Source organism: Paenisporosarcina sp. P5_A11 (assembly GCF_056400705.1).
The window spans coordinates 1-1,921 of record NZ_JBFUKT010000308.1 but is presented as its reverse complement, the minus strand read 5'-3'; the positions used below and the strand labels follow the sequence as shown (position 1 = coordinate 1,921).

Annotated in this window: 2 protein-coding genes; one reads left to right on the top strand and one right to left on the bottom strand. The window is 39.0% G+C overall.

All coding sequences use genetic code 11. The features are described from left to right. A partial coding sequence (aceA, locus tag AC1DOS_RS19750) for an isocitrate lyase (RefSeq protein ID WP_477538857.1) occupies positions 1 to 1,245 on the top strand: 1,245 nt, incomplete at its 5' end. Between the two features lie 468 nt (positions 1,246 to 1,713). Here the strand turns inward: aceA and AC1DOS_RS19745 are convergent. Then, on the bottom strand, positions 1,714 to 1,921 hold a 208-nt coding region (locus tag AC1DOS_RS19745), incomplete at its 5' end, for a hypothetical protein (protein ID WP_477538856.1).

Sequence of the window (1,921 nt, the reverse complement as noted above, 5' to 3'; positions counted from 1 at the left end):
GGTGTCGAACGACCATATTCAGCTGAAGACGTTATTAAATTAAGAGGTTCAATCGTCATCGAACAAACACTTGCGACTTTAGGTGCTAAGCGACTTTGGAATCTTGTGAATACAGAAGACTATGTAAATGCTCTTGGCGCACTGACAGGAAATCAAGCGATGCAACAAGTAAAAGCGGGATTAAAAGCAATCTATTTGAGTGGTTGGCAAGTAGCTGCGGATGCTAATCTATCAGGACATATGTACCCAGACCAAAGCTTGTATCCAAGCAATAGCGTACCACAAGTGGTGAAAAGAATTAATCAAACGTTGCAACGTGCTGATCAAATTCAGCAAGCGGAAGGTAAGGGCGATACATATTGGTATGCCCCCATTGTAGCGGATATGGAAGCTGGGTTTGGTGGAACACTGAATGTATTTGAATTAACCAAGTCGATGATTGAAGCTGGTGCAGGAGGGGTGCATTTAGAAGACCAACTTTCTTCTGAAAAGAAATGTGGTCACTTAGGAGGAAAAGTTTTGCTTCCTACTCAAACTGCAGTGCGTAATCTAATCGCTGCACGATTAGCAGCTGACGTAATGGATGTACCTACTGTGCTTATTGCTCGTACAGATGCAAATGCAGCTAATCTAATTACAAGCGATGTGGATCCGTATGATCATCAATTTATTACGGGAGAACGAACGCCGGAAGGTTTTTATCATACTAATGATGGTATCGATCAAGCAATTGCCCGAGGTCTTGCATATGCACCATATGCAGATTTGATTTGGTGTGAAACTTCTGAACCGAATATTGATGAAGCTAGAAAGTTTGCTGAAGCCATTCACGAGAAATTCCCTGGTAAACTGCTTGCTTATAACTGTTCTCCATCATTCAATTGGAAAAAGAAACTGGATGAAAAAACGATTGCAAGCTTCCAACAAGAGCTTGGGAAGATGGGTTATAAATTCCAATTCGTTACACTTGCAGGTTTCCATGTACTGAATTACGGGATGTTCGAACTTGCGAAAGACTATAAAGAGCGAGGCATGGCGGCTTATTCTGAGCTACAAGAAGTGGAGTTCGCAGCTGAACAAGATGGCTACACAGCGACTCGACATCAACGTGAGGTTGGAACGGGTTACTTTGATGAAGTTTCACTTGTTATTTCAGGCGGAACGTCATCTACGACGGCCTTATCTGGTTCAACTGAAGCAGAACAGTTTAAGCATGAGGAAGTAGCGGCAACTGAAGCGGAATGAAGACTCAAGTGCTAAAGTATTAGATCATGACTAAACCTAGTGGCAACACTGGATTTTTGTTAAAAGATAAGAAAGAATAATATTTGGGACTACCATGAACAGTGTTCATGGTAGTTTTTTATTATGGAGTCAAATATTTTAAAACGTATATTTTTGGTGCAGATTAATACAAATAACTTTATCTCTTAGGTATCAGAAATATTTAAAAAAACATCTTGTGCTGCGTACTTACCTATAAATTATCCTGTGCCCAATGGGTTTCGGGGGGCTTTGGAAAGCACTGTGCTGCATCTTACCTAATGAAGAGTATTTATCAATAACGAGTCCGCGAGAGTTTTATACAACTACAATAAATAGCTTCATAGTAAATCATTTTATATCACCCTAATCAAGTTTCTTTTGAAGGTTTTGACAAGTTCTTGAAATTCAAGGCTATCCCATCGTGTCTCGTTAGTTCAATAAGAATTACTACTCTTGCTTTTCATTTTTTCGTATAGCCAAGGTATACCTTGAAAGAAAATGATACCTAGAATAACGGCTAGTAATATAGATATTCCAATGACATTTGTTATAAATAAACAAAGCAATACAACTAAAAAGAAGAGTCTCCAATACAAAACCATTTTTTTCAAAACCACACCTACCTCTTAGCAACTCCTGATTTTCCGAGTTAATC